Annotated in this window: 14 protein-coding genes and 1 pseudogene; 2 read left to right on the forward strand and 13 right to left on the reverse strand. The window is 52.3% G+C overall.

Translation table 11 applies throughout. From position 1 onward, the window contains the following. The 5 genes from era to AC3DKE_RS02350 form a co-directional block, all read right to left on the reverse strand. Positions 1–954: a GTPase Era gene (gene era / locus AC3DKE_RS02330; protein ID WP_379069863.1), complete on the reverse strand. Its 954-nt coding sequence runs from the start codon at positions 952–954 to the stop codon at positions 1–3. 1 nt (position 955) lies between these two features. Then, positions 956–1,726, reverse strand: a complete 771-nt coding sequence (gene rnc, locus AC3DKE_RS02335; RefSeq protein ID WP_379072113.1) for a ribonuclease III — start codon at positions 1,724–1,726, stop codon at positions 956–958. After that, positions 1,699–2,526 (reverse strand): signal peptidase I, encoded by an 828-nt coding sequence (lepB, locus tag AC3DKE_RS02340; protein WP_487989958.1) that lies wholly within the window; start codon positions 2,524–2,526, stop codon positions 1,699–1,701. Before lepB ends, rnc begins: the two co-directional genes overlap by 28 nt. 16 nt (positions 2,527–2,542) lie before the next feature. Beyond that, a complete protein-coding gene (gene lepA / locus AC3DKE_RS02345; RefSeq protein WP_340676413.1) occupies positions 2,543–4,345 on the reverse strand; it encodes a translation elongation factor 4 in 1,803 nt (600 codons plus the stop codon). A gap of 138 nt (positions 4,346–4,483) precedes the next feature. Further along, entirely contained in the window at positions 4,484–5,875 is a 1,392-nt protein-coding gene (locus AC3DKE_RS02350) for a DegQ family serine endoprotease (protein WP_487989960.1), read from the reverse strand. Positions 5,876–6,057: 182 nt separating this feature from the next. Here AC3DKE_RS02350 and nadB point away from each other — a divergent pair, with 182 nt between their 5' ends. Next, complete coding sequence (gene nadB / locus AC3DKE_RS02355) at positions 6,058–7,650, forward strand: L-aspartate oxidase (protein WP_340676411.1); 1,593 nt, start codon at positions 6,058–6,060, stop codon at positions 7,648–7,650. A 43-nt stretch (positions 7,651–7,693) separates the two neighbouring features. Here the strand turns inward: nadB and AC3DKE_RS02360 are convergent. After that, positions 7,694–8,167: pseudogene (locus AC3DKE_RS02360) on the reverse strand (hypothetical protein); the annotation flags it as partial. Then, on the reverse strand, positions 8,064–8,327 hold the full coding sequence (locus AC3DKE_RS02365) for an FAD assembly factor SdhE (protein ID WP_340676410.1): 264 nt from the start codon (positions 8,325–8,327) through the stop codon (positions 8,064–8,066). The gene AC3DKE_RS02365 and the pseudogene AC3DKE_RS02360, both read right to left, overlap by 104 nt. A gap of 127 nt (positions 8,328–8,454) precedes the next feature. On the opposite strand from AC3DKE_RS02365, the gene ygfZ reads away from it, so the two are divergent. After that, positions 8,455–9,384, forward strand: coding sequence for a CAF17-like 4Fe-4S cluster assembly/insertion protein YgfZ (gene ygfZ, locus AC3DKE_RS02370; protein WP_487989963.1), 930 nt, complete (start codon positions 8,455–8,457; stop codon positions 9,382–9,384). A gap of 2 nt (positions 9,385–9,386) precedes the next feature. Here ygfZ and AC3DKE_RS02375 read toward each other — a convergent pair whose 3' ends face one another. The 6 genes from AC3DKE_RS02375 to AC3DKE_RS02400 form a co-directional block, all read right to left on the reverse strand. After that, positions 9,387–10,484, reverse strand: coding sequence for an enoyl-CoA hydratase/isomerase family protein (locus tag AC3DKE_RS02375; protein WP_487989965.1), 1,098 nt, complete (start codon positions 10,482–10,484; stop codon positions 9,387–9,389). A gap of 13 nt (positions 10,485–10,497) precedes the next feature. Beyond that, positions 10,498–11,169 carry a uracil-DNA glycosylase gene (gene ung, locus AC3DKE_RS02380; RefSeq protein ID WP_487989967.1) on the reverse strand — a complete coding sequence of 224 codons (672 nt, stop codon included), beginning with the start codon at positions 11,167–11,169 and terminating at the stop codon, positions 10,498–10,500. Further along, positions 11,163–11,834 (reverse strand): TetR/AcrR family transcriptional regulator, encoded by a 672-nt coding sequence (locus tag AC3DKE_RS02385; protein ID WP_340676406.1) that lies wholly within the window; start codon positions 11,832–11,834, stop codon positions 11,163–11,165. The genes ung and AC3DKE_RS02385 overlap by 7 nt, the downstream gene beginning before the upstream one ends. Before the next feature lie 81 nt (positions 11,835–11,915). Further along, entirely contained in the window at positions 11,916–13,049 is a 1,134-nt protein-coding gene (locus AC3DKE_RS02390) for an OmpA family protein (protein ID WP_487989969.1), read from the reverse strand. A 117-nt stretch (positions 13,050–13,166) separates the two neighbouring features. Continuing rightward, complete coding sequence (locus tag AC3DKE_RS02395; protein WP_340676404.1) at positions 13,167–13,982, reverse strand: MerR family transcriptional regulator; 816 nt, start codon at positions 13,980–13,982, stop codon at positions 13,167–13,169. A 160-nt stretch (positions 13,983–14,142) separates the two neighbouring features. Next, positions 14,143–16,317 (reverse strand): 3-hydroxyacyl-CoA dehydrogenase NAD-binding domain-containing protein, encoded by a 2,175-nt coding sequence (locus AC3DKE_RS02400; RefSeq protein ID WP_487989971.1) that lies wholly within the window; start codon positions 16,315–16,317, stop codon positions 14,143–14,145. Positions 16,318–16,324 lie beyond the last annotated feature (7 nt).

The following is a 16,324-nucleotide window of genomic DNA, read 5'->3' on the forward strand; positions in this document are numbered from 1 at the left end:
TCAGTCGCTGCTATAGCCTAAGCTCTTTAGTGCGCGCTCATCATCGGACCAACCGCCTTTCACTTTCACCCACAGCGATAACATGATTTTGCTATCGAACATTTTCACCATGTCTAAGCGAGCTTCGGTGCCAATAAGCTTTAAACGACTGCCGCCATCGCCAATGACGATTTTCTTTTGGCCTTCGCGCTCGACCAAAATGCAGGCCGAAATACGCAGCAGCTTGCCTTCCTTTTTGAACTCTTCGATTTCTACCGTGAGCTCGTAAGGAATCTCTTCACCGAGTTGGCGCATGATTTTTTCACGCACCATTTCCGCCGCTAAGAAACGCTGCGAGCGATCGGTGATTTGGCCTTCATCAAAAAATGGTGGCGACAATGGCAGGCGTTTGCCAACCGCCGAGTGCAGCTCTTCTAAGTTATGACCGCGTAGCGCCGATACTGGCAACACATCGACGAATTCCATGCGCTGCGAGAGCTTCTCAATCAAAGGCAAGATCGCGGCTTTGTCATCCACCGTATCGACTTTGTTGATCACCAAAATCACTGGCAGCTTCGATGTTTTCAGCTTTTCCAGCACCAGCTCATCATCGGTAGTCCACTTCAGCGCATCGATGACAAATAGCACCACATCGACATCACGCAACGCTGAGGTCGCCGCACGGTTCATATAGCGGTTAATGGCTTTGCGTTCTTCACCATGAATGCCTGGTGTGTCGACGTAAATCACCTGCACATTGTCGCGGCTAACAATGCCTAAAATGCGATGGCGAGTGGTCTGCGGCTTACGCGAGGTAATAGAAAGTTTTTGCCCCAAAATATGGTTGAGCAAAGTCGATTTGCCGACATTGGGCCGCCCCACAATAGAGACATAGCCACAGCGATAATCGCTGGAGAATTCTTTTGAGCTTTCGCCGCCGCCAAAAAAGGCATTAATGACATCGTCATTGGCCATATTACTGTCCTGATGTGGGCTTTGATGGCCCGGTACGTAAGCCCAATTTCGGGGGCGGTAAGAGTTTTTGCAAAGCGACATTCGCCGCTTCCTGCTCAGCAAAACGACGGCTCACGCCACTGCCTTCCGTGCTAAATGCCGGTTGCGAGGCACTGACATGCGGCACATCACAACGCACTTGAAAAAACTGATCATGAGCCTCGCCAGTGACTAGCAAAACTTCGTATTGCGGCAGCTCCAAGCGGCGCGCCTGCAACCATTCCTGCAGACGGCTTTTCGGATCTTTTAAGCTATCGCCAACCACGATACCGCTCAAGCGCTCGCCAAGCCAACGGCGGAGATGCTCAGTCATCGCCGGCATGCTTTCGCCGTCGCGATACATAGCGCCGATGACCGCTTCTACGGTATCCGACAAGATTGATTCGCGGCGATAACCACCGCTTTTTAGCTCACCAGAACCCATCATCAAATAATCGCCAAGCGACCATTCGCGGGCAATGATGGCTAGGCTATCTTGTCTAACCAAGGTCGCTCGCAAGCGCGATAATCGGCCTTCATCCTCTTCGGGAAACTGCAAATATAAGCAGTCGGCAACGACAAAGTTCAGCAGGCCATCGCCGAGAAACTCAAGCCGCTCATTGTTGCGGCGACCAGACACACTGCGATGTGTGAGCGCTAAACGTAACCACTCTAGATCACGAAATGTGTATCCGATGGTGCGTTGTAGACGCGCGAGTGCATCACTCACTGAATGCTGCCATTGCGCGAAAATATCGGTAGGTGCAGGCCGGGTTGCTTATGCATCCAAATATAAAATGCGCGACCAACGATGAGATTTTCGGCAACAGGGCCCCAAAAACGACTGTCATTGGAGTTGTCACGGTTGTCGCCCATCATGAAGTATTCACCTTTTGGCACTGTGTATGACCACATTGGTCCAGCAGGTTGCATGCCCGCCTCTTCACGAGTGAAATGGCTGACACCGTTTAAGTTTTCCAGATAAATCTCTTCGCCTAACTCAGCTTCTGGCAAGGCTGATTGCAGCTCACGAGATGCCTCTACACCATTGATAAATAACACTTCATTGCGGCTTTCTATGACATCGCCGGGAAGGCCGATAACGCGCTTGATGTAATTTATCGATGGGTTGGCTGGGAATTTAAAGACCATCACATCGCCGCGCCTGGGCTCAGCGACGGGCAAAATCTCAGTACCCAAAACTGGCAGGCGTAGGCCGTAAGCGAACTTATTGACCAGCACATAATCACCAACTTGCAGAGTCGGAATCATCGAGCCTGAAGGAATAGTGAACGGCTCTGCGATAAACGAGCGCAGCACCCACACCACGGCCAATACGGGGAAAAAGCCATGCGCGGTCTCAAACAACCAAGGCTCGCGCATGATTTCGGTAGCGGCTGATGCTGGCAATATTTGCCCACCATTAGCCGCCTGCTGCTCAGCAGCCTGTAGGCGCTCACGACGGCCTGGCTTCAGCAGTACGGCATCGAAGGCCCAAAGCGCACCGCTAATCATCACGGCAAGCGTTAGTACGAGCGAAAAATCAATATCCACAGACGCTACCTCAGGGTTATTTATCGACCTTCAACACGGCCAAGAACGCTTCCTGCGGAATCTCAACATTACCGACTTGCTTCATGCGCTTTTTGCCCTGCTTCTGCTTATCGAGGAGCTTGCGCTTACGGCTAACATCGCCGCCGTAGCATTTCGCCAACACGTCTTTACGCATGGCTTTCACGGTTTGGCGAGCAACAATCTGCGTGCCAATGGCGGCCTGAATCGCAACATCAAACATCTGCCGTGGAATCAGCTCTTTCATTTTCTCAACAATGGCACCGCCGCGATAACGCGCGTTATCGACGTGGCAAATCATCGCCAAGGCATCGACGCGTTCGCCATTAATGAGGATGTCGATACGCGCCAAGCGAGTCGATTCAAAACGCACAAAAGTGTAGTCAAGCGAGGCATAACCGCGCGAACATGACTTCAACTTATCGAAGAAATCGAGCACGACTTCACCCATCGGCACATCGTAAGTTAACGCGACTTGCTTGCCATGAAAGAGTAAGCTTTTTTGCACGCCACGCCGCTCTTGGCAGAGCTTGATGACATCGCCAACATAGTCTGGCGGCACCAAAATATGGCACTCAGCAATCGGCTCGCGGAAGTCTTCGATAGAGCCAGTATCAGGCAGTCTTGATGGGTTATCGATGTAGAGCACGTCGCCTTTTTTGGTCTCAATTTCATAGACCACGGTTGGTGCCGTCGTTAGCAAGTCAAGATTGTATTCACGCTCTAAGCGCTCCTGCACGATCTCCATGTGCAGCATGCCTAAGAAGCCGCAGCGGAAGCCAAAGCCTAGCGCATCGGATGATTCAGGCTCAAAAAATAGCGCCGAGTCATTTAGCGTCAGCTTCGATAGCGCATCGCGAAATGGCTCATAGTCATCTGAAGAAATCGGAAATAAGCCGGCGTAGACCTGCGGCTTAACCTTTTTAAAGCCGGGCAATATGTCGACATTTGGCGTGGTGTTGAGCGTTAAGGTGTCGCCCACCGGGGCGCCAAAAATATTCTTAATGCCGGCAATGACAAAGCCAACTTCGCCGGCATACAAGCCATCGGTTTCAGAATGCTTGGGGTTGAAAACACCAACGCTGGAGACGATATGATGCTGGCCAGTACTCTTCACCAGAATCTTATCGCCCTTTTTCACCTTGCCATTTTTGACACGAACCAATGACACCACGCCCAGATAGTTGTCGAACCAAGAGTCGATGATCAGTGCCTGTAATGGAGCTTCACGATCGCCAACTGGCGGCGGAATACGCGCGATCAGTGCTTCGAGCACTTCAACAACGCCTAAACCTGTTTTCGCACTACATTGCGGAGAATCAAGCGCCTCAACACCAATAATCTCTTCGATTTCCTCACAGACACGATCGGGATCGGCTTGCGGTAAATCGATTTTATTCAGCACCGGCATGACCTCAAGGCCTTGCTCAAGCGCGGTATAGCAATTGGCTACCGACTGCGCTTCAACACCTTGCGCGGCATCAACTACTAGCAGCGCGCCTTCACAGGCCGCCAGCGAACGACTGACTTCATAGGAGAAGTCGACGTGGCCTGGGGTATCAATGAAGTTGAGTTGGTAGCGAATGCCATCGACCTGACTGGTGTAATACAGCGTTACCGAGTGAGCCTTAATGGTGATGCCGCGCTCGCGTTCAAGATCCATAGAATCAAGAACTTGCGATTGCATTTCACGCTCAGTTAAGCCGCCGCAGATTTGAATAAAGCGGTCAGCGAGGGTCGACTTGCCATGGTCGATGTGCGCGATGATGGAGAAATTACGAATATGCTGGATATCGGACACGAACACTCACCCATTGAGGGGCTGAAAAATGAGGGCGTAGTGTAGCTGATTCGCTCGACGCCGACCAAAGATAGCGCTGCTTAAACGCGGGATAGATTTGGCCACAATGATTAGGGGCAATCATTGCGGCCAACAAACTTACTTATTGGGTTCAGCGGCTTCGATTTTCAGAGCCACAATTTGCGTATTACCTTGGCGTGTAACCCGCAGTGGTACGGTACTGCCAGGCTTTAGCTTGCGTACTGCCGCCACAAAGTCACGAGCACCGTCAATTGCTGTGCTGCCGACCTGAGTAATGACATCACCTGGGCGCAAACCGGCCTCAGCACCAGAACCTTCAACTACTTGCACAATCAGCGCGCCACCAGTGACTTTTAACTGCTGCTTCTCGATAGGCTGCAAGTCGCGCAAGCGCATACCTAGGCGAGATAAATCAGGCTGATCCGCTGATTCTGCCGCGACATCTTCCTCCGGCAAAGCCTCCATCATAATGCTGACGGTTTGTGCTTTGCGCTCACGGAACAAGGTCATCGTATAGGTTTCACCTACCGTTGCACGACCAATCGCCTGTGGCAGTTCAGCTGATAAATTAATGTCTTTACCATTGAATTGAGTAACGATATCGCCCGCTTTCAGGCCGGCTTTATCGGCTGGTGACTTAGGCTCAACACTGGCGATCAAGGCACCTGCCGGACGTGGTAGGCCATAGGCATCGGCAAGATCTTTAGTTACTTCTTGGATGGCCACACCTAGCCAACCACGGCTAACTTTGCCCTTGTCGCGCAGCTGCTGCACAACTTCCATTGCAACATCCATGGGAATAGAGAACGACAAGCCCATGAAGCCACCGGAGCGGCTGTAAATTTGCGAGTTGATGCCGACTACTTCACCTTGGCTATTAAATAATGGTCCGCCAGAGTTACCTGGGTTGATGGCAACGTCGGTTTGGATAAAGGGCACGTAGGCTTCGCTAGGCAAGGCTCGTGCCTTCGCGCTGACAATGCCTGAAGTCGCCGAGTAATCGAAACCAAATGGTGAGCCAATAGCTAGCACCCAATCGCCAACGCGTAAGTCTGCTGGCTTACCAATGCGCACTGTCGGCAAGTCTTTGGCGGCGATTTTGATGAGCGCAATATCGGTGCGCGGGTCGGTGCCGATAACCTTAGCTTCGATTTCGCGGCGATCACTCAAACGCACAATGACTTTGTCGGCGCCATCGATGACATGATTATTGGTCAGCACATAGCCATCGCTGCTGATAATAAAACCAGAGCCAAACGACTGCTGCACGCGCGGCTGTGTCGGCTGCGACTCTAGGCCATAGAAGCGGCGCAGCAATTCCTGAATGTCTTCGTTGCCGCTGGCCTGCGAGCGCTTGCTCTTAATGGTTGAGCTGATGTTCACCACCGACGGGCTCACATCCGCCACGATGTCGGCAAAATCAGGGGCCGTGTCGGCAAAACTGACGTTCGCGCTCAGCGCTGTCATGACTGCAAACAGCCAGACTGTTAGGGGTTTCGTCGATCGCATCAGGTGTCCTCTCCTCGCAAGGTCGCGCGCTAAAAGCTAGCATGGGCCGATAACGCAAAATACTATAATTCGCTGACACGCTATATAGACATGATGCTTTTCGCAATTATTCAATGCCGTTTAGCCGTTACATCCGCACAGACTGTGGCATCATCCAAGCACTTTTTTTCAGCGACTAAGCCATGGCAACCTCTTTTTCCTATGACGTACTTATCATTGGTGGTGGAGCCGCCGGCTTAACATTGGCGCTCAATCTTGACTCGTCATTGCGCATTGCCATGATTTCCAAAGCCGCGCTCACCGAAGCTAGCACCTATTATGCCCAAGGCGGCGTGGCAGCCGCAGTCGATGCCTCTGACTCCGTCGACAGCCACGTGAGCGACACCTTGATCGCTGGTGCAGACCTTTGCCATGAAGATGTCGTCACCCATACCGTCGAGCACGGCCCTGAAGCCATTGAGTGGCTAATCGAACAAGGTGTGAAGTTCACCCTCGATGAAAGCGATCATCTGCATTTAACGCGCGAAGGTGGACATTCTCATCGCCGCATTATCCATGCCGCCGACACCACCGGCCGAGCGATTTCGAAAACCTTAGTTGAGTGCGTACAGGCGCGTTCGAATATTCATCTGTTGGAATCGCGCATTGCCGTCGACTTAATTATCAATGGCAGCGCTGAGCAAGCCCACGCGGCTGGCGCCTATGTGCTGAATAAAGATAGCGGCGAAGTCGAAACCTACAACGCTCGCTTTGTTGCTCTCGCCACTGGCGGCGCTAGCAAGGCCTATCAATACACTTGCAACCCCGATGTTGCCACCGGCGACGGCATCGCCATGGCTTGGCGCGCCGGTTGCCGTGTCGCCAATATGGAATTCAACCAATTCCATCCGACCAGCCTTTACCACCCCAGCGCAAAAAACTTCTTAATTACCGAAGCTATGCGCGGCGAAGGTGCGATATTAAGACTGCCTGATGGTGAGCGCTTTATGACGCGCTTCGATGAACGCGCCGAACTGGCACCACGCGATATCGTCGCACGCGCAATTGATTTTGAAATGAAGCGCCTCGGCCTACGCCATGTCTGGCTCGACATCACTCATAAAGACCCAGAGTTTGTTACCAGCCATTTTCCTAATATCTACAACACCTGCTTAGCGCAGGGCATCGACATCACTAAAGATTGGATCCCAGTGGTACCGACCGCGCACTTCACTTGCGGCGGCGTCATGGTCGACCTGCATAGCGAAACCGATATCGCGCATTTGTTTGCCATTGGCGAGACCTCATTTACTGGCCTGCATGGCGCTAACCGCATGGCCAGTAACTCACTTTTAGAATGCTTCGTTTTTGCCATGTCAGCCGCAAAGCGCATTCATGCCTTACTCGACACGCCACTGCCTAAAACTAGCCCCGCTTGGGATGCTAGCCAAGTTCGCAACCCCGATGAAGACGTAGTGATTTTGCACAACTGGGATGAGCTGCGCCGCTTTATGTGGGACTACGTGGGCATTGTCCGCACCACCAAGCGCCTAGAGCGCGCCCTGCACCGAGTCGAGCTGCTGCAAAATGAGATCAACGAGTACTACAGCAATTACCGCGTGTCCTCGAACTTACTCGAGCTGCGCAACTTGGTTATGGTGTCTGAGCTGATGATTCGCAGCTCCTTGGCCCGTCGCGAGTCGCGCGGCCTGCATTACACCTTGGATTATCCTGAGCGCTTGGCACAGGCTGAAGATACGATCTTGGTACCTGACGCCGCCGCCACAAGACATTAACTCTTAAGCGCCGCCATTGCGTGGTGCTGAGTTGGTCTGACCAAATGGCAAGTCGCCAGTGCTTGCGCTTTTTTTCTGCTGCGGGATGAGTACTAGAAGTCTCAAGCGCATCATCGGCGCGTTGACGAAAACTTAGGCAGAGCAAGCCTGGCCAATCGCGCACAGGGCCATCAAGTTCGGCTAAATAAATCTCGCCGCGCTCATCGGTTAAGCGCCAGCCATTGGCAGTTTTCTGCAACACGCTGATAGGTGCGCTAGTGCTGGCGCGGCGTAGCAGTAAAATCGCCTGCCCGACAAATACTGCATAAGCCGGCAAGAGGTACTGCAACGGCACGAAGCCCGCCCAAGGAGCCAGTGCCACGGCGGCAAGCATTAGCCAGCGAAAGTAGCCCTCACGCCGCGAAGGCAGGAGCTCACAAGGTGTGCGCCAACTTAGCCAAGATGGTGGCAATGAGCTGGCGATATTCGGCATCATCAGGCACTGTGTATTGCATAAACCAGGCGAGGAGATCGACATCCTCTTCAGCCAAGATGCGCTGAAATACTTGCTGATCGCTAATGGGCGCATCACGATAATGCTCCTCCATATACGGCTCAAAGATCACATCTAATTCTTTTAAGCCGCGCCGACACTGCCAATGCAATCGGCGCTCTTCTTCAGTAAATGGCCGCGTCATGGAAAACCTCTGCAAACTGGCGTATAAGCGCGGCATTATATAAGCCTAAGAGATAGCAACGCGACGGCTAAAATGCCAATGCCCGCGTAACATTTATTATTTTGATAGCTTACGGAGTGCTTCGATCATGACCATCGCCTGCCCCACGCTCGATCAGCGCCATGCCATTGCTAATGCGCGCGCCAGTGCCAATCTCTCAGTGCCGCTGGCATGGGCCGCTCTAACACTCACCGGTGCCGATGCGCTGACCTTTTTGCAGGGTCAATTATCCTGCGATATGAAATTAGTCACGGCAGAGCAAGCCAGCCTTGGCTGCTTACTCAACCTGAAAGGCCGCATTGAAGCGAGTGTCGTGGTGGTCAGCATTGATGGCGGCTATGCACTGCTGATGCCGCAGGCGCAAATCGCCGCAGTGAAAGCACGCTTGGCTAAGTACGGCGCATTTTCGAAAGTGAGTATTGCTCAGGGCACGCAAGAAATTGTCGGCTTAATGGGCGCTGAAGCGCTGCCCAAAGCATTGGCTGAAACATCATATGCAACGTTAATTGAAGCCGACGCTCACTATGTTCGTCTGCCAGGTCTCACGCGTGCACTTAAAATTAGCGAGGCTGCTGCCTTAGCTGTGAATGCTGATGCTTCAGCTTTAGCCGCATGGCAGGCCGAAGCCGTTGCTAGCGGTGAGGTCACCATTGACCAAGCGCTAGTCGATCAATGGCAGCCGCAAGAGCTCGACTATCACAGCTTGAATGGCGTCAGTTATCAAAAAGGCTGCTATATGGGCCAAGAAATTGTGGCTAGACTGTATTTTCGTGGCCAACTGAAAACCGGCCTGTGCTGGTTGCGCGCGCCATGGTCAGAGGCTGTCGATGCCTCCTTAGATTGGCCAATCATGGCTGATGATAAGGCTGTGGGCCGAGTTATTGCGCTGGCTTGGCCAGATGAGCAGCAGCTGTGGCTGTTGGCCAGCGTGCGCTTAGTCGCAGAAAATCTGCAGTGGCATCTGCCCAATGGCAACGTCGTGGCTTTAACGCGCCACGACTTCATTCGCCAAGCTTAAGGCTACAAATCCGCCAATGGATGCGTCATGCCCTCTGGCAGAGCGTAATGCTCTGCAATAAAGCTGACGCTGACCTCGGCCAAAGTTGCTGGCTGCCATCGCGGCGATAAGTCTTTATCGACCAAAAGCGCGCGCACACCCTCAGGGAAATCAGCGTGAAAAGCGCATTGCGTTGAGATAATCCATTCTTGGCGGAAAACATCGGCCAAGCTCATGGTTTTGCTCTCATGCCACTGTTTCCAAACCAACGCTGCACTAGTCGGTGAGCCTCTACGGTAAGTTTTAATCGCCTTCGCTAGCCATGCATCATCAGGCAGCTCTTGCGTGCGCCAGGCGACGTCTAGGGCGCTCAAATCATCATGCGCACATAAGGCCTCAATAGCCTCTGCCCGTGGCTCAACCTGCGCCTCAGGCAGCTCTGTGAGCGCTAAGTTACCTAGCACGGCATCAATGCCATTCTGTAGTTCGCTGCTGCCTATCGCTTGTAAGTCATCTAACAACGCCTGCCACTGGCTAGATGCCACTGCGTGCGTAGCCATGCCAAGATATAACGCATCGGCAGCGTTGAGTTGGCTAGCGCCTAAACCCAAAAATAGACCAATGCGCCCACTTAAGCGCGAAAGGAAATAGCTGCCGCCAACATCTGGATATAGGCCAATACCAATCTCTGGCATCGCCAAACGTGAAGTTTCAGTCACCACGCGATAACGCGCGCCAGCAAATAAGCCAATGCCACCGCCCATTACCACACCCGTGCCCCACACTAGCAATGGTTTGGCGTATTGATGGATCAGATAATCCAAACGGTATTCACGCGCGAAAAACTCCGCCGGAGCAAGTGGGTCACCCTCGCCCGTACGCGCCGCTTGCGTCAAATCGCGAACATCGCCACCAGCGCAAAATGCACGCTCGCCACGACCACGTAAAATCACCATGGCGACCTGCTCATCGGCTGCCCATTGCTCAAGCTGCGGCAATAAAGCCTCAACCATGGCCAGCGTTAAAGCATTCAGGCTGCGCTCACTATCTAATGTAGCGACACCGATTTGACGGCCATTGGCCATTGCTACAGTTTCAAATGCTACTGGGGATGTCGTCATAACAACTCCTTATTTATGCCCAATGAATGGCTGAGCTTTTGTGAGCTCGTAAAAATGTATTGGTTTGTGAGAAATGTCGGCAGCCAAACCAGCCGCCGCGATTTGCGGCTAATGGCGAGGGATGCGCCGCCGTTAATACATGATGGCGTTGGCGATCGATTAAGCGGCCTTTGCGCTGGGCATAGGCGCCCCATAGTAAAAACACGATGCCCTCGCGCTGATCATTGAGCGCGCTAATGGCCGCATCAGTGAACTTCTCCCAGCCTTGCTTTTGATGTGATGCAGCCTCGCCTGCGCGCACTGTCAGCACGCTATTGAGTAGCAACACACCCTGCTCAGCCCAGCGCGATAAATCACCTGAATCTGGTGCAGAAACATTTAAATCCGAGCTTATTTCTCGGAAGATATTTCGCAGTGACGGAGGAAGAGTCTGCCCTTCCGGCACAGAAAAACTCAGACCTTGAGCTTGGCCATCGCCGTGATAGGGGTCTTGGCCAATAATCACCACGCGCACATCAGCAAATAACGTGGCCTGAAAAGCGGCAAAACGTAATTGGTTAGGCGGGTAAATTTGCTCGCCAGCTTCGCGCTCAGCCTCTAGAAACAGCTGCAACTGCTGCATATAAGCCTGATCAAACTCCACACTTAAGTGTGCCTGCCAGCAAGTCGGCAGAGCCGCTACCATAAGCCATGCACTTGATACGCCAAGGCCTCACGTATCCAACCGTCACGATGACTTGCCGAGCTGTGAATCAAACCCTCGTACTCAATTCGGCGCACCGTGGCTAATAAAGATTTTGCCGCCTGCTCTTGATTAGCCAGACTAACGCGCGCCAGGCAAGGCTGCAGTAATTTAAGCCACTCCAATGCCATATGCCGCACGGCCGCTTGTAGCTCAGCATCGTGCAATGCGGCATACCAAAATGCATATTCCATGACTAAATGTTCGCGATGCTTATTCAGCCTTAGCTCAATAAACTCTGCTGCGAGATCAATCAAAATTGCTTCAAGTGCATCTCGGTCAGCATCATTTGGTAGCGCAGCCATTTGCTCATAGGCCCGCTGCCAAAATGGCCGAGTAAATTGCGCCAACGACTCTTCAGCAAAAAGCTGAAACGACTGGATAAGCAGCTCTTGGATATCTTTGAAGTAATACGTCGTAGAGGCCAGTGGCACGCCTGCTGCTTTGGCCACCGCACGATGCTTAACACCGCGCACGCCATCGGCCAATACAACCTGCCAAGTGGCACGTAAAATGGTGGTGCGGCGCTCTTCACCGCGCGCTTGGCGATGTACTGCCACCGGCTCGGGCACGTCAGAATTGTCTGTTGCAGTCTGTGATGTAGTCATAGCGCGCTAAAGTATAAGAACTTGCACGCAGAAACAAGAAAGGGCCCCGAAGGACCCTTTCTTATTTTGCGAGTGACACCCTTACTTTTGGATGCGGAACTCTACACGGCGGTTCAGCTCACGGCCGGACTCATTGTCGTTGCTAGCAACTGGGCGAGTTTCGCCGTAGCCAACTGCTTGCAGACGGTTAGCTTCGATACCATAGCCAACTAAGTAATCACGCACTTCATTGGCACGATCACGTGACAATTTCAGGTTGTAAGAATCGCTACCGCGGCTGTCGGTGTGACCAGCAACAGTGATGCGAGCTGAGCTGTCTGAGCGCAAGAAAGCAACGGCATTTTCCATTAAACGCTGGGCGTTTGTAGTCAAACGAGCAGAGTCAAACTCAAACGTGATATCGCGCATCACCAATGTTTGCTCAACAACGCAGCCATTGCCATCAACTTTAGCGCCAGCAGGTGTGTTAGGGCACTTATCGGAAGAATTGATCACGCCATCGCCATCGTCATCAACACTAACTGGCTCAGGAGCCACTTCTTGAATAACAACGCGCTCAACTGGCACTTCTTTGATAACAATCTTCTCAACTGGCACTTCTTTGATAACAACTTCTGGTTCACGGTTGCCAATGGCCATTTCAAGACCTAGGCCAGCGCGGTAATCGATTTTGCCGTCGGTGCTAGTGCTGCCTTCGCTGTAATCGTCATACACAGCGCGCAATTCGCCACGAAGACGCAGTGCATCTAGGCCAAATAGGCTTTTGGTAAAACCAGCACCAACGTTGACGTATGGGGTGATTTTGTCGCGGCCTGGCACGTCGTTATAAACGCCGCCAATACCTGCCAACAGGTAAGGAGTGAACTCAGAGCGTTGGCCAAAGGCGTATTGAAGATCAACACCTAAGCCAGTTTGATAGTAATCAGTACCATTACTGGTACCTGTTTCGATGGTGTCACCGAAGAACTGACCTTCAACCCACAAGTTGTCTGTTAAGCGCTGACCAACACCTGCTTGATAACCGAAGCTGTCGCCGGACTTATTGGATGGCGTACGATCTTTGTCTGCGCTGAGGTAGAAGCCACCAAAGTAGACGTAATTATCGTAAGAGCTGCCTGTTTCTTCTTCAGCAGCAAAGGCAGTGCCTGTCGCAGCCAAAACGGCGGCGGCAATCGCACCACGCACAAGATATGCAGATTTAAACGATGTAGTCATGGCGAATCCTCATGGAAAATCAGGTAAATACAAAATTCTGGCGCAAGATTAGCCGAAACTCATCACGCGGTATACATACGGTTTACAACATAACAACAAAAAACCCAAGGTCATTGGTCAGCCTTTTCGTTTCTCGCTATCTTTCAATGTGGCGAGTAAGGCATCCATACGCTCGCCTAAATAGCGTTGCGTGGCTTTTTCCATGGCGGCAGAAACCTCTGCTGCTACAGCCATGTCGGCGATTGGCCGCAATCGCCAAATCACATCAGCCATATGCGGTATTTCGCTGGCTGCGGGCATGGCTTTATTACCTTGCGGCTCAAAGACATGACGCACCACAAGCTGCAGTAAAGCGTTGGCGACCTGCTCCACATTGGCGCGCACGCCAGCCAAAATATCTAGCAAGTCCATCAAAGGCACGCCTAGTTTAGCCAACTCAACACCGGCATTAAATAGGCGAGGACTGGGCACTTTAAAGCGAGGCCCATCGATCATGATGAGTTTTAAGCTGGCTGCTTTGGCTAGCGCTTCTGGGCTCATTTGGCGAGGGAAAAACGCCATTAACTCGCTAAGCTCGTAATACGCCGGCACATCTTCAGACCATGGCGAGGTGATTGCCTGCTCTAGGCCTAGCAGCTGGCGTAGATCATGACCTTTTTCCCATGCGTCGATCAGCTCGGCAATATTGCCGAGGCTATAGCCTCGAGCTAATAAAGGGCCAATTACACGTAGTCGTGCTAAATGCGCATCGCTGTAAATACCGGTGCGGCCGCGAATCTCAGGCGGTGGAATCAAGCCTTTGTCTTGATACGCGCGAACATTACGCACGGTCATACCAGCCGTCTGCGATAGCTCATCGATAGTGAATTCGCGTGCTGGGGCAATGACTGGGATTGCCTCACTTAATGATGTTGTCTTCTGCGAATCGGTCATCGGCCTCTGCTCAGCGGGCAAGTCGTCTTGTTATTCAAGTGTCCTAGCTTACGCCAAAGCCATCGCGCGGACAAAGAAAAAGACCCGAGCTTTGAAGGCACCGGGTCTTTTTCATTCAGCGTGAATGCTCAAACTTCACACTTTTAACACCGCGAGTAAATTACTCGAAGGTTTTGCCGCTAGCGGCCATGTCGCGCAGCAATTGCGGTGGTGTAAAGCGCTCGCCAAACTTGGCCGCAAACGCATCTGCACGCTCAACAAACTCAGCCACACCAACGTAGTTGATGTACTGCAACACGCCACCAGTCCATGGCGCCATGCCGATACCGAACACCGAGCCGATGTTAGCGTCAGCAACTGAGGTCAATACACCTTCTTCGAAGCAGCGAGCCGACTCAATGGCTTGGCGATAGAGTAGTCGTGCTTGCAGCTCTTCGAACTCAACGTCACCAATGGCGATTTTGTCTGCCTTAGTGAAGTGCTCAACCAAGCCTGGCCAGATAACTTTTTTGCCGCCTTCTGGGTAGTCGTAGAAGCCTTTACCGGCTTTCTTACCGAAGCGGCCGAACTCATCCATCATGCGATCGTTAATCGGATCGGCTGGATGAGCTGGCAATGTTTTGCCCTCTTCCGCCAAATCTTTGATGGTCTGAGTGCGCACTTTGCGGCCCAAGTCCAAGCTGACTTCATCGGTGATGGCCAAAGGACCAACAGGCATGCCGGCTTGCGCAGCGGCCTGCTCGATGCTGATTGGGTGATAGCCCTCTGCAAGCATGGCGATACCTTCCATGATGAAAGTACCGAACACGCGTGAGGTGAAGAAGCCGCGTGAGTCATTAACCACGATTGGCGTTTTGCGGATTTGCAGAACGAAATCGAAGGCCTTGGCCAAAGCGGCATCGGAAGTTTCATCACCACGGATGATTTCGACCAATGGCATTTTGTCGACCGGCGAGAAGAAGTGCAGACCAATATAATTGGCTGGCTTTTTCGAGGCTTTCGCCAAACCGGTAATAGGCAATGTTGAAGTGTTCGAGCACATTAAGAAGTCAGGCAGCGCATTGGCTTCGGCCAACTCAGTAGCCTTGGCTTTGATGGCACGATCTTCAAACACAGCTTCAACGACGATGTCGCAGCCGGCGAGATCGGTGTGGCTATCGGTGGTGCTGATCAAGGCTAGTGTTGCTGCTGCTTTCTCGGCAGTCATACGGCCTTTGCTAACACGTTTGTCGAGCAAACCCTTGGTGTAGGCTTTGCCGCGCTCAGCCGCTTCCGAAGTTTGGTCTAACAACACCACTTCAATGCCGACCATTGCTGAAACATAAGCAATGCCCTGACCCATCATGCCAGCGCCCAAAATACCGACTTTCTTGGCCTTCCAGACAGGATACGTTTCTTTGCTTGGACGTGAACCGCCACCATTGATCTTCTGTAAGTCGAAGAAGAAGGCTTTGATCTGGTTCTTCGCTTGTTTGCCAGTAGCGAGCTTGATGAAATAACGCGACTCAATTTTCAGAGCGTTGTCAAAATCAACTTGTGCGCCTTCAACCACGGCCGACATGATGGCTTTCGGGGCTGGGTAGTTAGCATTTTTGGTTTGCTTACGCAGGTTGGCTGGGAAGGCAGGTAAGTTCATTGCCAAAGCAGGCGTTGAAGGCGTACCGCCGGGCATTTTATAGCCCGACTTGTCCCAAGGCTGTTGCGCGCTTGGGTTGGCTTTAATCCATGCACGTGCTTTTGCCAGCATGTCATCGGCATCGCTTGCTAGCTCATCGATAAGGCCTGTGGACTGAGCTTTCTCAGCCTTCATGCGTGGACCTTGCATGAGCACGCTCATTAAGGCGTTTTGGATGCCCAACATGCGTGTGACACGAGTTAGACCACCGCCACCAGGCAGCAAGCCTAGTGATACTTCTGGCAAGCCGAACTCTGCTTTAGTGCCGCCGATCGCTACGCGATGGTGACATGCCAAAGCGATTTCTAAACCGCCGCCTAGTGCTGTGCCGTTCATTGCCGCGACAACAGGCTTGCCTAAAGTTTCTAGGCCGCGTAGTTGGCGATGCATTTCTTTCAACTCAGCCGCAAGCTTGGGCGCATCAGCTGGTGTGGCTTGAATCAAAAGGCGTAAGTCGCCGCCGGCGAAAAAGGTTTTTTTCGCTGAAGTTAAAATAACACCAGCAATGTCGGCTTTTTCGGCGATCAGGCGATCAACAGTTTCACCCATGGATTTTTGGTACAGGGCGTTCATGGTGTTGGCCGACTGGTTAGGGTCGTCCATGGTCAAGATGACAATATTGTCGGCATCTTTTTCCCAGCGAATGGAGCTCTGGCTCATAATCGTT

This window comes from Paraperlucidibaca sp. (assembly GCF_982810325.1).